Source organism: Brevibacillus sp. SKDU10 (genome assembly GCF_001645205.1).
In the GTDB taxonomy this organism is placed as follows: Bacteria; Bacillota; Bacilli; order Brevibacillales; family Brevibacillaceae; genus Brevibacillus_B; species Brevibacillus_B halotolerans.
This window is the reverse complement of the sequence record NZ_LSSO01000113.1, coordinates 71,192-88,535: the sequence shown is the minus strand read 5'-3', so window position 1 is coordinate 88,535 and position 17,344 is coordinate 71,192. Positions and strand designations below refer to the sequence as shown.

Sequence of the window (17,344 nt, the reverse complement as noted above, 5' to 3'; positions counted from 1 at the left end):
GGAGTCATAAAACCTCCTTAGCTATCCCATTTAATACTTGATACATTCTTAACTTTCGCCCCTGTCGATATTATTGTCTCGTCAGGCGTTGCGACTGTAATTAACAAATCATAATAATCGTAAACCTCTCCATAATAGTCCTTTTCAGGGAATTTTCCTCCTGCCGCAGCTCCGAGTGTTCTTACAAAATTATCTCCAATACGTTTTGCAGTATCTTTATTAACAGTATAATCAACAATCACGGCTAGACTAACTCGGCCCTTGTCTAAGGTAATCGCCGCGTCCTTAACGAAGTCTCTCTTCTTCATGTCGTCGGTCACTCTCTTTATAATCGCGTCCTCAATCTGTATCTTGGGTTGATCTTCTTGTGTTTTTGGTTGCTCCTCGTTTTGTGCATTGCTAGTTATCGCCTGCTGCGACGTAGTGCTTGTTGGTTTATCTAAGACAAAGGCACTTATGAAACCTACAAACGATAATAATAGGATCAAAGTACCTCTCTTTCTAGTCAAAACAAAATTCCCTTTTGATAGCCATTTGGGGTTAATAATTATTATCAACGAAATAAAGAATAATAGCACAGAAGCTAGTCCTAAGAAAGCCATGCAATCTCCCCTCCCATAGTCAAACCTCTTCCTATAGTTTACAGTGAGAGCGTATTAAGTACAATTCAAAAGTTTCTGAACAGAAAAAACGCCAGCCCCGAGGGACTAGCGTAGAATTTTCCTACTTTTATTTAATGGCTCTATTACTTGTTTTAATGGAGAGTATTGTTCGTGTTGATTTATTATTGATCGTTGCGAGAGGTGGGTGTATTTAATGATTGTCCGCATGCCCAAGAATTTTTTGAAGATGTCTCATATCTCCCCCATTTTCTAAGAATAGTGTTGCGGCAGTATGCCTGAAAAGGTGGGGGTAAATTCTGATCTGAAGACCGGCCGCTCTCGCATGTTTTTTTAATTGCTGTCTAATGTGATTAGTAGTTACAGGCTCTCCATAATTTGTTAAAAACACATAATTTGATCCGAAATCGTCACATTCGCGAATTAACTCTTTTAATAGTTTTAGGGTACTTTTTTGCAGAGGAACTATTCTGCTCCTTCTGGATTTAGTTAGCTTTGAACTCAGATTAAGAATACCTGACTCGAAATCTATGTCCGTTTTTTTAATTGATACAACTTCTCCGATTCTCATAAAGGAGTCAATTAAAAGATTCATTATGACAAAATCTCTAAATCCGGCATAACTACGCTTATCTGGTGTATTAAGCAATTTTTTCAATTGCTCTACACTCAATATCTTTATGTCTGTTTCAGGTTCTTTAACCTTCGGAATCCTTTCAAACGCATTTGTCTCGATTAAATCGTTTTCTTTGAGATAATTAAACAGTGTTCTAAGAGGTTTCAATCGCGTGTTAACTGTAACCGGAGATAGTCCTACGGTCTTGTCCTCTTCATTTTTGTGCGCATGCCCTTCCCATTTTCTCTTCGTACCTAGCATCCATGTGATATAGCTTCTTATCACATCCGAAGTAACCTTTCCGCGGCGATCGAGATAACCAACGCTATCACCGCGATTACCAGTGTAATAGTTTCCACAGTTCCATAGGACGAGGGTATGAAAGGACTTTAATTAAAAAAGAGTTTTGAACTGTATATAATATAAATAAACAGGATAGACGAATATACGAATCCTACAAGATTTAAAATAAAGAGTGCCTTTCGTAATTTTTCAAATTTACCCTTCAAAAGAAAAGGCTGGAATAATATATTAAGAAATAAACACAACGGTAAACTCAACAAAACCCACTTGTTTATAAAAATATTTGCTATTATTTCACCCACTATTTTTCTCCATCCATAATAATATCAAATGCATGTGCTGCTTTTCTCTCAGCTAGAACCACATCCGCAGCGTTAACGGCCGCTGCCAAGCCAAAACCAGCACCTCCAAAAAAGGCGATCATGCTATCAGCGCCCCAACCCGATTTTATTCCTTTTGCACTTGCCAAAAATGCAGAGAATGAAATAGATGTGTTCACTACTAACAGAGCCTCAGCTTTCACTAACTCATTAACTTTATCCTCATAATGAAACAAATCATCTTTATTACTAGAGGTTTGTTTTACATAGATTCCTTCTTTACCGTTTCCGACATCCCAGTACTTTTTGCTGCCACTTTTATCGATTACATAATAATATCCATAGGATTTTTCATGTGATTCTCGTACGATATCTTTCTTTGCAAAAGCCGCCATTTTAGACTGTTTTTGCTTGTGTTTTTCTTTCTTTACCTGTTCGGCAGAATCTGCTAAAGAGACCTGCGTTATGGTGCCATCTTCATTGAATTCTATAGTGTAATTCATCTTATCATCTGTAGCCTCGATAATTCCATTTTCACTCTCTACTCTTACACTGTCATTATCCTCTAAAATCTCAATCTTATATCTATTTCCTTGACTGTCTACAAGGGTTTCTGCTTCAACCATTTGATTAGATTCATTTATAGCAAAAGCAGGCATACTAGATGAAGCCAGTACTGATAAAACAAGAGCACTAGATAAATTCACTTTTTTCATTTTTTCTCCTTGGAAATATATACTAATTATTTTACACAAATTAGTATAATTGCTATTATCAAGAATATCAATGATATATTGAAATAATTAACAAAGCAAAAAATGAAACGGTATGTTTCTCCTTTCGAAAATCCTGCGAATATATTCGATATGCTAGTCCGTGATATCACCTACATTATTGAACGAACAACAAGGACACCTAACGTTGTCCGTCTGGTGTCCTCTTTGGCTACTTTTTCGATGTACCGCTTCCTTAATGAGAAGCTAATAATGACAAAACCATAGCCCACCTTTTAGTGGGATGCAAATTAAATCGGAGGGCTGTGAGGCTTGTGCCGGCGTAGAAGTATATCCAGCTATTCCAAAAACTAAACCAAAAGCCAGTGAGAATGCTAAAACTTTTTTCATTGGCTTTAACCTACTTCCTTATATTTATATTATTGTTATATTTTGGATATTATGAACAAAGGTTGTTTTCTATAACAAAGATTTTTAACAACAATGGTCCACTGGCACGGGCCATAGTTCTCGCACACTGCCTTTATAGGAGGTGTTTTTTCATTTCAATTCCCCAATTGTTCACGATGAGTTTTATATTCCACAAGCCTTTAGGCATCCGATCCATCCTCCACGTAGGAAGCCACAATACCCTTCCACTGTGAGAAATAGGAATATGTGATTTCTTGTCCGTATTATTCTACTCTCTACTTCAATTATTTCGTTGGGTAATTCTATATCCAGTATAAATAAATCATAGAATTCGTGTTATGTATTTGATTCCATTCCATTCATCTATCATCCGCTCCTTTTCTCCCCACCACAAAGAAACTCCAAAGTTTCCGGAGATTCCTTCCTTCACGATTCTTATTCAACTAGCTAGGTCTAAATAAAGTTACTCAGCAAAAAGACTAACTCAATAATTAATTTAGAAATAAAAAATATATTGGTAATTTTTAGAATCATATGATATTATTTCCACATATCAACATATCAAATGAAAGGAAGTGTTTCATGTGCTAAAAAAGGTTACCGCTTCATTTTTTCTCTTTGCCATGATGCTATTGTTAAGCATCCCAGCTTTCGCGGCTGCAGGAGAAGACCACCTCGATCCGGGTGAAAAGCTTGTCAGAGGACAGTATCTGAAGTCGACAAATGGTGAATATCAATTGATCATGCAAGATGATGGGAATCTCGTCCTTTATGGAAGAGGAAGAGCATTATGGAGTTCTAATACACACGGTCAAGCTGCTAGTAACTTAATTATGCAAACAGATGGAAATCTAGTAATTTACGGTTATCCTCATGCAATTTGGCATTCCAATACCCACAATAACCCTGGAGCCAGATTGGTTGTACAAAATGATGGGAACGTGGTTATATACTTAGCTCAAAAAGCTATCTGGTGGACAGGTACAAACTAGATTTCTTTATGGACGCACTGCCATTACAGGTGGTGCTTTTTTCATTTCATACTACTCAATCTAGTTTGTATCACATAATTATTCATTTCATTACATGACTGCATTAATGTGGATAGCTAACAAAAACCCTGTTGTTAACCCATAAGTTCCGTTTTACACCTCAACTTAGAGTTTATTTCCCCCTATGCTCCTCACGATCCCCCCTTCTTTTTTCCTAATGGGGGGGGTGTGGTTCAATAAGATAATGACCATATCTAAATGAATCCAGCGTTATGCAAAAAGCCCACGCATCCTATGTAAGAGGAGTGGTGGGCTTTGGGTTCATTTCAAAAACAGGTCATAGAAACACACTAAAACCCGCCTTACAAAGAAAGGCGGGTTTTCATTTTCTCGTTATCATAGGAAGTAAAATCGGCTCGCTCTTCGCGACAGGATACTAAGCTTTGATGTATTGCAAAACCTCTGCACGTGCATTAGCATCTTTTTCAAATACTCCACGAACAGCGGTAGTTACAGTAGAAGAGCCAGGCTTTTTCACACCACGCATGGTCATGCACATATGCTCTGCTTCTACCATCACCATAACACCATGTGGCTCTAGTTTCTTCATAATGGCGTTCGCTACAGTGGAAGTAATACGTTCTTGCAATTGTGGACGACGTGCTACCGTTTCCACAGCTCGTGCTAATTTACTCAATCCTACAACTCGTCCACCCTTTGGTATATAAGCTACATGCGCTTTTCCAAAAAACGGTACTAAATGATGTTCACACATAGAATAAAAAGGAATATCTTTAACGAGTACAATTTCTTCATGGTCTTCGCTGAATATGGTTTCGAAGTATGTCTCTTCGTCAACATTCATGCCTTCAAAAGCTTCTGCGTACATTTTTGCTACGCGTTTTGGTGTATCCAATAAGCCTTCTCGGTCTGGATCTTCACCGACAGCTTCTAGGATCATTCGAACAGCTTGTTTTATTTTTTCGTGATCTACATTCATAATGACAGCCTCCTCAAACCCTTCGCAACAAGAACAAGCCAATTTTATCATACCCTATATAAAAATACAAAACACCAATGTGTAGAAACTTACTTATTACTATATCCTAATTAGACTGCTTTTTCATCCTTTATGATAACAATTTACAGATTAGGAGAGCATTTGGATTGCACTTTGAGAGTTTAAGAGGCCATTTATTAATGAACTCCCCAAAAAAGGCCCCTAAAAGAAGGTAGCAAATTGCAGCTACTTCTCTTTGGGACCTTTATATGTAAGATCTTGGAGCTTCAATCTATTTGATTGAATCCTTCAGCTGTTTACCAGGTTTGAAGGCAGGAATCTTACTGGAAGCGATCTCGATCTCTTCCCCTGTTTGCGGGTTGCGGCCTTTACGAGCAGCACGTTCACGCACTTCGAAGTTTCCAAAGCCAATTAATTGCACTTTGTCACCCTCTTTTAGCGCATCAGAAATCGCATCAAGAACAGCGTCAACTGCTTTTGTAGCATCTTTCTTAGTTAGTTCAGACGTTTCAGCTACCTTTGCAATGAGTTCTGTTTTATTCATTACATTCACCTCCCCTCAAAGCTTGGAGTTGCATAGATGGTATTACATGTCTTAACAGATTCAGCTAATTTTATACGCAGAATGGCGTAATTATGCCTTCTGACAAGCTTATAGTAATACAGAGATTTTATTTTTACAAGACTTTTCCACATCAAATGCGAAAAACAGTTCTCTAGCAGGAGAACACTGGTTAAAAAAACACGATAGCACCTAAAAAACATTCGTCACCTATTACATAAAAAATGAAAAAAACTGTTGCTTTTTCAATCAAGCTCAAATAAATAATGTTGATGGGTTCCTTCCTTATGTCGCTTTATATTTTCTTCTCTTCAATAGCAAAAAACCCTGTTCTCCTCTCTCGTACTACAAAGAAAGAACAGGGTCTATCTATAGTGGCTTCACCTTTATAAGATGATGGCAATGAGTCCTCCAGAGCCTTCGTTAATAATACGTCCAAGAGTCTCTTGCAGCTTATAGCGAGCATTATCGGGCATCATCAAAATCTTGGCTTGGATACCTTCGCGTACAATGGAATGCAGGGATCGGCCAAAAATGTCTGAGTTCCAAATCGCCAGCGGATCTTTATCAAAATCTTGCATCAGGTATCGCACCAGCTCTTCACTCTGCTTCTCAGTTCCTATAATCGGGGCAAACTCAGATTCCACATCAACACGAATCATGTGAATAGATGGTGCCGTAGCTTTAAGCCGGACGCCGAAGCGTGGTCCTTGTCGAATCATCTCTGGCTCATCCAATGTCATTTCATGCAGAGATGGAGCCGCAATTCCATAGCCGGTGGAACGAACCATATGCAGTGCCTCTGCAACCTGATCATATTCTCGTTTTGCATGAGCAAATTCTTGCATAATTCGTAGTAAATGATCCTTGCCACTAATCTCCTCGCCAACGATTTCCATCAGGATTTGGTCGTACAAATGATCAGGTGCTATCAAATCAATCTCTGCTACACCGTGTCCCATATCCATACCGGCTAATGCGGCTTTTTCAATAAACTCATATTCGTTAAATTGTCCTACTACACGGTCCACATCGCGCAGACGACGAATATCTTTAACGGTCTCTCCTACTGCTTCCTCATAGTTCTGACGCAACCAATGGCCGCTCTCAAGCACCATGACCCAGCTTGGCAGATTTACGTTTACCTCATGTACAGGGAATTCAAATAATACTTCTTTTAGAATCAAGAGAACTTCCGACTCTGTCATTGAATCAACAGAGAGAGCCACAACCGGAACATCATATTTCTCTTGAAGTTCGAGGCGTAATGCTTGTGTTTCTTCTGAGCGAGGGCGGGTGGAATTAATTAAGATCACAAAAGGCTTGCCTACTTCCTTCAATTCAGCTACTACACGCTCTTCGGCATTCACATAGCCTTCACGAGGTATTTCAGCAATGCTACCATCTGTTGTTACGACGATTCCGATGGTGGAATGCTCTTGGATGACTTTCCGCGTTCCTACTTCCGCCGCCTCTTCAAATGGGACTGGCTCTTCATACCAAGGCGTATTAACCATCCGAGGACCATTCTCATCCTCAAACCCCTTTGCTCCAGCTACTGTATATCCGACGCAATCCACAAGGCGTACATTTATATTAAGGCCTTCTGTTACGTTTATTTGTACAGCTTGGTTTGGAACAAATTTAGGCTCGGTCGTCATGATGGTTTTGCCGGAAGCACTTTGCGGTAGTTCATCCGTGGCACGAATACGATCTGCCTCGGATGGAATATTAGGAATGACCGCTTGCTCCATAAAACGTTTGATAAATGTTGACTTCCCAGTACGGACAGGACCCACAATGCCAAGATAAATATCACCGCCCGTACGTTCTGCTATGTCTTTAAAGATATCGATTCGTTCCACCATCGAAAACCTCCTTGTGATTGTCTATTTAAATCTATGGCTCTTTTTCTTATTTATCCCTGATTTCGAACATTTTTAATAATCTTTTTTGTACAAGTGTTGTGGACAGTATCAATATATGAATAGATCGTATTTTTAGAACTAAAAAAAGACGCCTGCAATATGCAGACGCCCGTTCATTATTCCTGTCTATTTCCTACTATTCGCTTATAATTGCAATAATTCTGGTTCATGATTCACCAGCTTGTAAGGAAAGGACTTCACAGGTACGAAAAATGTTTCCCGTGCCAATACATAGCGTGGATCTGTTCCCTTTGGCACATTCCATTTCTTCTCACGTAGCAACGTAGCGATATCAATAGCGTAATCAATCCCTACTTCACCTTTCGCATTCATGATTAATGAGAGAGTATTTTGTGTATAGGGACTATGGATTACAGGCTCCTTTATGCCAATAAGATCATAGCGTATGGAAAAATAACCATTGCTTATGTGCTCCTTAATAGGTAGCTTATCATGAGAAATTTGATAACGAATAACCGCTTGCTGAACATCTGCCACTAGACTAACTGTAGGTAAATTAATGAGTTTCACCAATGGCTTTTCTTCCACATCAACCAAGACGTACTTAAAGTTACCCCCTTTTTCAAAAGCATTGGCCGGGGCATCTGGCATGTACTTTGGAACTAGTCTGGTAAAATCCACCTCATACTTTTCAAAGTAAGGCGTTGATGCATCCTTCGTAACAATAGGTAACACTCCGGATTGCTCTTGAAGTTGTTCTACTGCCTTTTGCGTTTGTTCTACATAAATTGGATGCGGTACCTGATTCTCCGATTTCCGGTCTGCTGGGTATAAGCAACCGCTTACGAAACTGGAAAGCAAAAGTACAAGAGCAAATAATTGAACCTTCTTCTGAATCATGTTGTTCCTCCTACCATTCTTCCTCCTCGAGACGTTGACGCTCCAAGGCTTTCTCCACAACTGATTTCCATCTTGACTCAGGAATGCGCACTACAAGGTCTTCCTCCAGCACTCGGACCTGACAAGCTAAACGCATTCCCCTCGCTTTATCACGCTCGGCTAATTTACGTTCTTCACTGGCTGATAACGGTGAAACTGTTCCCTTCTCAATCGTTACTTTGCATAACAAACAAGCAGCATTTCCATCACAACGGGTAGGTATAGCGACACGAGCTACGCGGGAGAGCTGCAATATTGTTTGTCCCGGACGAGCTTTTATGGTTTTTTTACTCGGATAAAATGTTACTTTTGGCATATCTGCTCCCTCACTTTAATATGGGACATGCCACAAGCGAACGGGGCCCTCTTCCTGTACTTGGATTTGACACCCCAAACGATAATGGTCCTGACGCTCTGCTTTTTTTAGACGCAGCTTTTCTTCTTTTGTGACTTCATTAAGAAATTCTGCTCCTTTCAAAACCTTTGTACGGCATTGTGCGCAGATACCTCTTTCGCATGCATGACCCCATTGGATTTTATTTTTTTTCGCTAATTTTACAATAGTCATATTTTTTTCAATTATGACTTCATGAGACTCTCCAAGCTTGGTAACCAATGTCAATTCTTTCATTCTACCATCTCCTAGACTAGTAATACGATTAAAATCATTCCAAACACAATCAACAGCATGAGAAATGCCAAGATTTTCAGAATAATACCTAGGAATGTCCCCGCTTTTTTACGTGAGAATAACAAGAGTAAATTGCACACAAACATAAGAAAAATCGCAAGAAGCGAAATATTCATTTTAGTCATGGGGTCAATGTACATATTCTTCTGCGTCCTTTACTTTTTCTTTTTAGCCTGATTATAGCATAATTATCCGGGTCAAGAACCTATTTAAGAGTAGTCGCATAGGATATTGAGATAATCCACGCCCATATGGAGGGAGCTGCATGAGTAAGCGAAAATGGCGAAATCCTTATGTCACCATCAATAAAAAACCTTCTCGTCCGAGTGTCAATAAAGCCAAAACAAAAGGAAAAGAAAATGTAACTATTGCTGTAAAAGAACCTGTAGTGGCAGAAACTGTTCAAAAAAAGGGACTTTTATCAAAGCTGCCATCGCTGGATATCCTAAGCAACCTTGATTTGCGTACCTCTGTCACCAAGGTCAGAAGTAACATTAAAGGGATTAGCTCAACTATTCGCCAAATGGAAGATACAATGGAATCGATCTTTGGTGCAATGGAGATGTTGGAATCGTTTAGGAAGGTAAATAAAAGCGAAGACGTGAAATCAGCGAGTGAAGAGAGCCCGAATAAAAAGCAACAACATGAATCTGCCTTCCTCTTTGACGATGAGGAGGAGATGGAAGAAAAAGCTCCTGCTCAAGAAAATACGTCAAACCCATTTAGCGGACTAGACATCGGCCAATTGTTGGGATTGCTGCAATCACCTCTAGTGCAAAGTCTTTTAACTCAATCATCAAGCGATTCTGGCAAACGAAAAAAAGAGGGGTAATATTCCCCTCTTTTTTTTCTTGATTGGATAGAGCAGCCATGTCCCTGTAGAGCCATGATTGTTCCTATTTTACTCTATGTGATTGTAGAAGGCTGGGAACTAGCGCAGCGGCCCATTTATAAGCAAAAGGAGCCTATTTCATTTTATCAAGCATTCCAGAGAGATCAGCCGGATTAAAGGAGCCATTTTGAACCATTCCCATAATCTCTTCTTCTTTGTCTGAACTTACGGCAACTCCGCTCATCATGGAAACCATCTGAATCAACTGACGCAGCTTCTGCTCATCTTGTAAGTCCTCTTTATTAAAAGAACTAGCAAGCTGGAACAACTGCGATTGATCAATGTTAGTCTTGCCCGTTAACTTGTTCAACAAACTTCTAGATATTCGCTTATTCATGTGCAACTCCTCCTCATACGTCCCAATTATCACAATGGGTACTCTCTTTAGCGTATGAAGCGGGAGCAAAATTGGTGTAATGCCTATTTATCCTTATAACGAACGATATCTTCTAGCTCAAGTCTGCGCCCTCTCCCCATCAGCTCTTCCACTGCCTGACGAGGGGAGCAATCCCCAAAGAACACCTGATAAAACACCTTGGTGATGGGCATCTCTACGCCTTCTCTCTCAGCTAGTGCTTTTGCAGCCTTAGTGGTGCGCACTCCTTCGACAACCATTCCCATATGAGCAAGAACTTCATCAAGATTTTTTCCTTGGCCTAGCATATAACCAGCTCGCCAGTTACGGCTATGCTTACTGGTACACGTCACCACCAAGTCTCCTACTCCTGCCAGTCCAGCAAACGTTAAAGGATTAGCACCCAATTTTACACCTAAACGTCCTATTTCGGCCAAACCACGGGTCAACAATGCAGCTTTGGCATTATCCCCATATCCTAACCCATCGCTAAGACCAGCTCCGAGGGCAATAATATTTTTTAAGGCACCTGCAATTTCAGCACCGATCATGTCAGGGTTGGTGTATACACGGAAGTAGGAATTCATCAAAATATCCTGAGCTTTGAGCATGCTTTCCTCACATTCGGAAGCTACAACGACTGTTGTTGGTGATTTTTGAATTACTTCTTCAGCATGACTTGGTCCTGTTAACACCACAACGCGATCGCCAATCTCCTTGGGCACCTCTTCTCTGATGACTTCTGACATGCGTTTTAGGCTCTCCAGCTCGAAGCCTTTGGTTGCATGAATAAGGGTCACATCAGGGTGTAGCCACGGAGATATTTGCTTTACTACCTCACGCATTGCCTTTGAAGGCAATGCCAGAATAATAGAAGTTTTTTCTGCAACCACTTGTTGTAGGTCTGTTTCTGCAACGATCGTGTCGGGTAATGTGATGCCTGGTAAGTACTTTTCGTTAGTATGGTTTGTGTTGATCTCATGTGCATTTTTTGGATCTCGAACCCATAATGTCACCTGAAAATCATTCGCTGCACAGACTGAAGCTAGGGCGGTGCCCCAACTGCCTGCTCCAATCACTGCTATGCGCTTGGTCAACATTCTTCCCTCCACTCAGCTTAGTTTCTATTCGATTTATCACCAAGTTTACGCTCTGTTCCGTTCCATAGATTAACCAGATTGGAATAATGCCGATAATAAGCCAATGCAGGAATGGCTAAGGTAATCAAGAAAATGTAAATGTCCTGTTTAAAAAACCAAATCAAGATAGGAAATAAAGTAACAAAAAGCAACGATCCCACAGAGACATACTTGGTAATGGCAATACAAATAATAGTCAGAATCGTACAAATCAAAAATGCTAGTGGCGATAAGGCCAAAGCTACCCCAACAGTTGTAGCAATGCCTTTGCCGCCACGGAATCCATAAAAAATGGGCCAATTGTGCCCAACGATCGCTAATATTCCAGAAAAAGCATACGCCACAGGATCTCCATTAGTAAGCCAATGAGTTATGTACATGGCTAGCACACCTTTTAGTAGATCCAAAAGTAAAACCACAATTGCCGGTCCTTTCCCTAGAACGCGAAGCGTATTAGTCGCTCCAGCATTCCCACTACCATGACTTCGGATGTCAATACCAGCTATTTTTTTAGCAACTAAATAGCTGAAACTGACAGAACCAAGCAAATAACTGATGACCAGAGAAATCAATACCATCATTGCATTCTCCACTCCCTATGTTTTCTTACGGGTTAAAATTCGGATTGGCGTTCCTTCAAATTCAAACGCTCCACGAATTTTATTTTCTAAGTATCTTTCATAGGAGAAATGCATTAACTCAGGATCATTTACAAACACGATAAACGTTGGTGGTTTAACAGCAACCTGTGTCGTATAATTGATTTTAAGACGTTTTCCTCTGTCTGTTGGCGGAGGTGCCATAATGGTAGCATCCGTAATCAAATCATTTAAGACCGAGGTGTTCACTCGCATTGATTGTGAATCTGCTACAGCATTTACTTTAGGTAAAATGGTATGAACACGTTGTTTTGTCTTCGCAGAAACATAAAGAATCGGTGCATACGATAAGTATTTGAACTCTTCGCGGATCAGCTCTGTAAAACGTTGCATGGTTTTATCATCTTTTTCCAAGGCATCCCATTTGTTCACTACAATGATGACTCCGCGGCCAGCCTCATGTGCGTATCCGGCAATCTTCTTATCTTGCTCGATGATGCCTTCTTCGCCATTGATTACCACCAATACAACGTCAGAATCCTCTATCGCTTTAAGTGCGCGCATTACGCTATACTTCTCGGTGCCCTCGTATACTTTGCCTTTTTTACGCATACCGGCTGTATCTACTAGCACATACTCCTGTCCATCACGTTCAAACGGCGTATCTATCGCATCGCGTGTTGTTCCTGCGATCTCGCTGACAATTACGCGCTCTTCGCCCAAAATGGCGTTGGTTAAAGAGGATTTCCCTACATTAGGACGTCCAATGATAGACACACGAATCACATCATCGCGCTTTTCCTCTGCATCCACAGGAGGCAAATGATGGAAAACCTCATCTAGCATATCACCTAAGCCAAGACCATGTGATCCTGAGATCGGGAATGGCTCTCCTACGCCCAATTGATAAAACTCATAGATATCATTACGCATCTCAAAATTATCTACTTTGTTGACAGCTAATACAATTGGCTTTCCTGTCCGGTTTAACATACGAGCTACATTTAAATCAGCATCAGTGACTCCAGAGCGTACATCAACGATCAAAATAATAACATCTGCCTCATCAATAGCCAATTCTGCCTGATAGCGCATTTGCGTTAAGATTTGATCCGTCTCAGCAAATTCAATTCCACCTGTATCAATGACGTGAAATTCACGATTTAACCATTCACCTTTTGCATATAAACGGTCACGTGTAACTCCTGGTTTGTCTTCTACTATAGCAACTCTTTCGCCGATCAATCGATTAAAGATCGTTGACTTCCCTACATTTGGGCGGCCTACGATTGCAACTACTGGTAATCCCATACTACACAACACTCTCTCTCTGCTAGCTTATTTCATCTATTAATCATACCATATTCTACTTGTGCCTAACAATGACCAGGATTTCTGGTGTAATTTGATGAATCATTGCATCTGTTATTTTTTCTAGTGTAAACGCCATCTCTTGCATCTCTTGATTATCCTTGGCAAAAAAGATAGGCGCTCCGCCTGCTATATCTCCTTTTCTGGTTGTAATGATCGCCACAATACCAGCACTCATGATGAACTCCCCTTTGGCTGATTTACCTTAGCTTCACTAGGCATCCGAATGGCACTTTCAATAACAGGCGTATTTTCAAGAACACTCTTCCCTTTTTCGATTCCTTGCTCATAGGGTAGCAGGAAAATCCCCATACGACCCGATTTCAAATCTCGTTTTACCAAAGGAGTAAGAGAAGGCTCCCCCTCGTCTGAATAAATTCCTAAAATCGTTGAGGCATCGTGAAGAATAGCCTGGCGTTGTCCTGGATGCGCAATCGTTACCTTTGCATTGGCATTCTTAGGAATTAGTATATACCCTACGCCTCGCTCCCTGATGATTTCCTGAGCTTCGGGTGACCCTACATTCATCATATAAATGTCGTCTACATATAAATTCACGCCATCGAGACGAATAGATGAGGGTACCACGTCCACTATGTATTTCAATGATTTTCCCGATTTAAATGAACGAGAAATCAATAAAACGACTATACCTACCAATACTCCTCCGTACCAATTGAACAGCACAGTCGCAAACGTAGTACAAAATGCAGCGAAAATGACCAGATAATTACGTCCTTCGAAAACCATCGCAATTCCTTCAATATAACTCCCGCCTCGTGGAACGAGTTCGTGCTTATCTATCTCTGACAGGGTTGCTCGTTCCATGTTCCGAACATCCCTAAACTGTTGAGCAGCAAGAGCTAAAAACGTAATCGCAGTGTAATCCTCCTTTAAAAAGGATGGTACCGCAACCGCCCCTAATCCAGAGGCAATAATTCCTAATGCTACATGAATTAGTTTACCATGAGGATAGGTAGGATATTGCCGATAATCTGTCCGAAGTAAATACAGACGTGTGATAATCCCAGCGAGAATTCCAAGCAAAAGGGGGACCACGTACTCATTTGAAAGCAATTCTTTGATCATATGTTGTTTCACCTGTTCGTAGGAGATTTTGATTTAAACCGAATCAAAGGGGCAATTCTTGTGCGCAAGGCCACACCCGTTTTTTGAAGCAATTGAATCGCCAAATAACAGCTTGACCACAAGGCGAATGATGTCCAAAATAGATCTTGCTGGTACTCTCCTCCAATGATGCAGCGTTCTGTAAGGGATAGAAAAGAAGCCTGATAAAACGCATCTGATAATGGAAAAGCAACACACAGTAAAAACCAATGGTAGATAGCATACCTAGTCACAATAAAACACAAAATGACACAAAGAACCGGTAAAATCATTACCTCATCTATGAATAAAAGCACCGGGTCCCAAAAAAACAATTTACGCAATAAGGTAAGCGCAAAGGCTAGAAGGATAGCACTCGTTATCATATACTTTCGCCGCTTCTTTTTGAGATGATACCATAATGCCCCCCCTAACAATAATGGGAGAAGCATCCCGCTCACATTTACCTCTACAGGCAGAAGAAAAAGTCGCCACTCACTGTAGCTTGTAACAAGAAAAGCCGTTAGAATCAACAACGCTGTTGAACGTTTCCAGCCCATTTGATGTAAAAAACGATCAGTAAGTCCCATCCAGACCACGCAAAGCAGTGTCCACTCTACTATCATGGCTATTGTTCCATCATTCATTTGACAACACCTTCATTAGTTAACATAGGCTTAATCGGTAAGTAATCCTAGTATGACTCAGATATAGGACAAGTAACCCCATTTGACAAAATCTACTAAAAAAGAGGCAAGCCGCTCCATTAATCTAATGATTAACGAGCAGTTGCCTCTTTCTTGTATATTACGGTATTTACGTGTTTATTTTAACTTGTCACGTAGGTCGCCGAACAAATCGCCCAGCGTTACACCCATACCCTGTTGATTGTTGTCTTGTGTATATTGTTGCAGTTCCTTACGAGATATACGTTCTGCTTCTTCTTCGCGATCTTCTTCTACCGCGCGAATACTTAAGCTTACACGTTGCTCAGCAGGATTGATTTCAAGGACCTTCACTTTTACTTCTTGCCCTTCTTTTAATACCTCGCTAGGTGATTTCACACGGCGGTTTGCGATTTGTGAGATATGCACTAAGCCCTCTACACGAGGAGCAATCTCTACAAATGCACCAAAACCGGTTAAACGCTTCACCGTACCAGTGACCACGTCACCTTTTTTGAATTTCTCAGCAATATCATGGTAAGGACCTGGTTGCGCTTCTTTCATGCTCAAGCTGATACGCTCATTTTCCTTATCCACTTTCAAAACCTTCACTTTAACCTTGTCGCCTTCTTTTACTACATCAGCAGGTTTATCTACATGCTCCCAAGCTAATTCGGACACATGTACCAGCCCGTCTACACCACCGATATCAACAAATACGCCAAAATCAGTCAGGCGTTGAACAGTACCGTCAAGAATATTTCCTGCTTCGATGCTATCCAGTACTTTGCCTTTGCTCGCTTTGGCCTCTTCTTCTAACACAGCTTTATGAGAAAGGATCACCTTATTCTTTTCTTGATCCAATTCCATAACTTTTAGCGTGAGCGTACGTCCTTTGTAATCGCTAAAATCCTCTACAAAATGACGCTCTACCATAGAAGCAGGGATAAAACCACGCAGACCTACATCAACTACAAGTCCACCTTTTACTACGTCTTTCACTTCTGCTTCGATCGTTTCATTGTTTTGTTGCTTTTTAGCTAGTTCTTCCCATGCTATTTGAGCATCTACCGCTTTTTTCGAAACAACCAGCTCTTCTTTTTCTTCATTCAGTTTTGTTACTTTTACAGTAAACTCATCGCCTTCTGAAACAATATCAGAAGTTTTTTCTACATGAAGACCAGAAAGCTCACTGATTGGGATAAGACCATCATATTTGTAGCCTACATCGACCAATACTTGTTTCTCTTCTACCTTTGTCACTTTTGCCTTCACAATGTCCCCTACGGACAGAGTTTGAACATCTGTTAGACTTACGTTGTTATCTGTGCCATCGACCATTGAACAAACCTCCTCGAATGCCAACATTGACATGTAAGTGTTATTGAAGCCAACCTGTGAACAAAATATATTAAACCCCGCCAATGGCGTGTGGTCTTCCAAATTTTAAGCAGGAGAGTAGCTATTATTATATGATGATACTGGAAAAACCATACAAAATTCCAGAAATGTAACTGCGCTACTGTTGATGAGTATCTTTTAATTTTTGAATCTCGCTCATAATCACCTGCGTTACCTCGCGCATCGTTTCACTGCTGCTTTTAGCCTCTCGGTACTTCGAGATATCAATTGGCTTTCCATACACGACCTTTACTTTGTGGAACAAACGGTATGGTCCAATGATTGCCACAGGAATGATAGCTGCCTCTGATTTGAGAGCAAACATCGCTACTCCCGTCTTTCCTTCGCCCAATTCTCCGGTTTTGCTTCGCGTTCCTTCTGGAAAAATACCAAAGACCTTTCCCTGCTCTAGAACCTGTAGCGTAGTGCGGATAGCACCACGGTCATTACCACCGCGCTTAACGGGAATAGCGTTAAAGCTTTTCAATACGTGGGACAAAACAGGAAACCTAAACAATTCTTCTTTTGCCATATAACTGACTTGTCTATCTATTCCACATCCTAGTAAGGGCGGATCCCAATTACTGATATGATTAGAGCACAGAATGACTGGACCTTCATTTGGCACATTCTCATATCCAATGGACTCATACCGGTATAATCCTTTAAGCACAATACGGAAGATAGCTCGAAAAAATTTATAAAGAATCAATGTAT

General features: G+C 40.6%; 21 protein-coding genes. 2 read left to right on the top strand and 19 right to left on the bottom strand.

Going from position 1 to position 17,344, the window contains the following annotated elements; all coding sequences use genetic code 11:
* Positions 1–17 precede the first annotated feature (17 nt).
* From AYJ08_RS06885 to AYJ08_RS06870, 3 genes are all read right to left on the bottom strand, one after another.
* Complete coding sequence (locus AYJ08_RS06885; RefSeq protein WP_064017095.1) at positions 18–602, bottom strand: hypothetical protein; 585 nt, start codon at positions 600–602, stop codon at positions 18–20.
* Positions 603–813: 211 nt separating this feature from the next.
* Complete coding sequence (locus AYJ08_RS06880) at positions 814–1,497, bottom strand: tyrosine-type recombinase/integrase (RefSeq protein WP_064017094.1); 684 nt, start codon at positions 1,495–1,497, stop codon at positions 814–816.
* 343 nt (positions 1,498–1,840) lie between these two features.
* Entirely contained in the window at positions 1,841–2,575 is a 735-nt protein-coding gene (locus AYJ08_RS06870) for a geobacillin-26 family protein (protein ID WP_064017092.1), read from the bottom strand.
* 1,013 nt (positions 2,576–3,588) lie between these two features.
* On the opposite strand from AYJ08_RS06870, the gene AYJ08_RS06865 reads away from it, so the two are divergent.
* Positions 3,589–3,996 carry a lectin gene (locus AYJ08_RS06865; protein WP_064017091.1) on the top strand — a complete coding sequence of 136 codons (408 nt, stop codon included), beginning with the start codon at positions 3,589–3,591 and terminating at the stop codon, positions 3,994–3,996.
* 436 nt (positions 3,997–4,432) lie between these two features.
* Here the strand turns inward: AYJ08_RS06865 and folE are convergent, their stop codons facing one another.
* The 7 genes from folE to AYJ08_RS06830 all read right to left on the bottom strand — a co-directional run bounded on the left by folE (position 4,433) and on the right by AYJ08_RS06830 (position 9,214).
* On the bottom strand, positions 4,433–4,999 hold the full coding sequence (gene folE / locus AYJ08_RS06860; RefSeq protein WP_173645579.1) for a GTP cyclohydrolase I FolE: 567 nt from the start codon (positions 4,997–4,999) through the stop codon (positions 4,433–4,435).
* Between the two features lie 289 nt (positions 5,000–5,288).
* Positions 5,289–5,561: an HU family DNA-binding protein gene (locus AYJ08_RS06855; RefSeq protein WP_003338529.1), complete on the bottom strand. Its 273-nt coding sequence runs from the start codon at positions 5,559–5,561 to the stop codon at positions 5,289–5,291.
* A 404-nt stretch (positions 5,562–5,965) separates the two neighbouring features.
* Positions 5,966–7,444, bottom strand: coding sequence for a stage IV sporulation protein A (gene spoIVA / locus AYJ08_RS06850; RefSeq protein WP_064017166.1), 1,479 nt, complete (start codon positions 7,442–7,444; stop codon positions 5,966–5,968).
* Between the two features lie 207 nt (positions 7,445–7,651).
* On the bottom strand, positions 7,652–8,368 hold the full coding sequence (locus AYJ08_RS06845; protein ID WP_064017090.1) for a hypothetical protein: 717 nt from the start codon (positions 8,366–8,368) through the stop codon (positions 7,652–7,654).
* Between the two features lie 10 nt (positions 8,369–8,378).
* Positions 8,379–8,723 (bottom strand): 2Fe-2S iron-sulfur cluster-binding protein, encoded by a 345-nt coding sequence (locus AYJ08_RS06840; protein WP_031414490.1) that lies wholly within the window; start codon positions 8,721–8,723, stop codon positions 8,379–8,381.
* 15 nt (positions 8,724–8,738) lie between these two features.
* On the bottom strand, positions 8,739–9,038 hold the full coding sequence (locus AYJ08_RS06835; RefSeq protein ID WP_064017089.1) for a 2Fe-2S iron-sulfur cluster-binding protein: 300 nt from the start codon (positions 9,036–9,038) through the stop codon (positions 8,739–8,741).
* A gap of 11 nt (positions 9,039–9,049) precedes the next feature.
* On the bottom strand, positions 9,050–9,214 hold the full coding sequence (locus AYJ08_RS06830; protein WP_255193573.1) for a DUF2768 family protein: 165 nt from the start codon (positions 9,212–9,214) through the stop codon (positions 9,050–9,052).
* 149 nt (positions 9,215–9,363) lie between these two features.
* Between AYJ08_RS06830 and AYJ08_RS06825 the strand changes: the two genes are divergently transcribed.
* On the top strand, positions 9,364–9,930 hold the full coding sequence (locus AYJ08_RS06825; RefSeq protein ID WP_064017088.1) for a hypothetical protein: 567 nt from the start codon (positions 9,364–9,366) through the stop codon (positions 9,928–9,930).
* Between the two features lie 133 nt (positions 9,931–10,063).
* On the opposite strand, the gene AYJ08_RS06820 is transcribed toward AYJ08_RS06825, so the two are convergent.
* The 9 genes from AYJ08_RS06820 to AYJ08_RS06780 form a co-directional block, all read right to left on the bottom strand.
* Positions 10,064–10,327: a stage VI sporulation protein F gene (locus tag AYJ08_RS06820; RefSeq protein WP_031414485.1), complete on the bottom strand. Its 264-nt coding sequence runs from the start codon at positions 10,325–10,327 to the stop codon at positions 10,064–10,066.
* 83 nt (positions 10,328–10,410) lie between these two features.
* Positions 10,411–11,445: an NAD(P)H-dependent glycerol-3-phosphate dehydrogenase gene (locus tag AYJ08_RS06815; RefSeq protein ID WP_082890890.1), complete on the bottom strand. Its 1,035-nt coding sequence runs from the start codon at positions 11,443–11,445 to the stop codon at positions 10,411–10,413.
* A gap of 17 nt (positions 11,446–11,462) precedes the next feature.
* A complete protein-coding gene (gene plsY / locus AYJ08_RS06810; RefSeq protein WP_064017087.1) occupies positions 11,463–12,062 on the bottom strand; it encodes a glycerol-3-phosphate 1-O-acyltransferase PlsY in 600 nt (199 codons plus the stop codon).
* A gap of 18 nt (positions 12,063–12,080) precedes the next feature.
* Entirely contained in the window at positions 12,081–13,394 is a 1,314-nt protein-coding gene (der, locus tag AYJ08_RS06805; protein WP_031414482.1) for a ribosome biogenesis GTPase Der, read from the bottom strand.
* A 55-nt stretch (positions 13,395–13,449) separates the two neighbouring features.
* Entirely contained in the window at positions 13,450–13,632 is a 183-nt protein-coding gene (locus tag AYJ08_RS06800; protein ID WP_031414480.1) for a capping complex subunit for YIEGIA, read from the bottom strand.
* On the bottom strand, positions 13,629–14,543 hold the full coding sequence (locus AYJ08_RS06795) for a YIEGIA family protein (protein WP_064017086.1): 915 nt from the start codon (positions 14,541–14,543) through the stop codon (positions 13,629–13,631). The genes AYJ08_RS06800 and AYJ08_RS06795 overlap by 4 nt, the downstream gene beginning before the upstream one ends.
* 8 nt (positions 14,544–14,551) lie before the next feature.
* A complete protein-coding gene (locus AYJ08_RS06790) occupies positions 14,552–15,208 on the bottom strand; it encodes a YphA family membrane protein (protein WP_064017085.1) in 657 nt (218 codons plus the stop codon).
* 177 nt (positions 15,209–15,385) lie between these two features.
* A complete protein-coding gene (gene rpsA, locus AYJ08_RS06785; RefSeq protein ID WP_064017084.1) occupies positions 15,386–16,567 on the bottom strand; it encodes a 30S ribosomal protein S1 in 1,182 nt (393 codons plus the stop codon).
* Between the two features lie 178 nt (positions 16,568–16,745).
* Positions 16,746–17,339: a lysophospholipid acyltransferase family protein gene (locus tag AYJ08_RS06780; RefSeq protein ID WP_003338508.1), complete on the bottom strand. Its 594-nt coding sequence runs from the start codon at positions 17,337–17,339 to the stop codon at positions 16,746–16,748.
* Positions 17,340–17,344 lie beyond the last annotated feature (5 nt).